Annotated in this window: 1 protein-coding gene; it reads left to right on the top strand. The window is 67.6% G+C overall.

Translation table 11 applies throughout. The annotated features are described in order from the left end of the window. Positions 1–414: tripartite tricarboxylate transporter permease (locus IEI94_RS22735; protein ID WP_224750224.1), on the top strand; the 414-nt coding region annotated here is incomplete at both ends.

The following is a 414-nucleotide window of genomic DNA, read 5'->3' as shown; positions in this document are numbered from 1 at the left end:
GCGATTCCCTTGACCTTCTACATGTCGGCCTTTGCCGCCATCGCCTTCTTGATCGGCCTCTCCAAGGGCACGGCCGCGGGCAGCGCGGTCTCGGCCATCCTGCTCAACACTCCCGGCGAAGCGTCGTCCGCGGCGACCTGCCTGGATGGCTATCCGCTGGCGCGCAGCGGCAAGCCGCGCAAGGCGCTCAAGGTGGGCCTGCTGGCCTCGGTGATCGGCGATCTGCTGGCCACTCTGCTGCTGATCGCGGTGGCGATTCCCTTCGCCGCCGTGGCACTCAAGTTCGGCCCCTATGAGCTGGCGGCGATTCTGGTCTTCGCCTTGATCTTTATCGCCGGCATGGCCGGTGGCTCCTTCCTCAAGGGGCTGGCCGCCGGTGGCATGGGGGTGATCCTGGGCACCGTGGGCCTGGAC

It is taken from the genome of Halomonas sp. ML-15 (assembly GCF_014779595.1).
In the GTDB taxonomy this organism is placed as follows: domain Bacteria; phylum Pseudomonadota; class Gammaproteobacteria; order Pseudomonadales; family Halomonadaceae; genus Franzmannia.
This window is presented reverse-complemented; position numbering and strand designations above follow the sequence as displayed.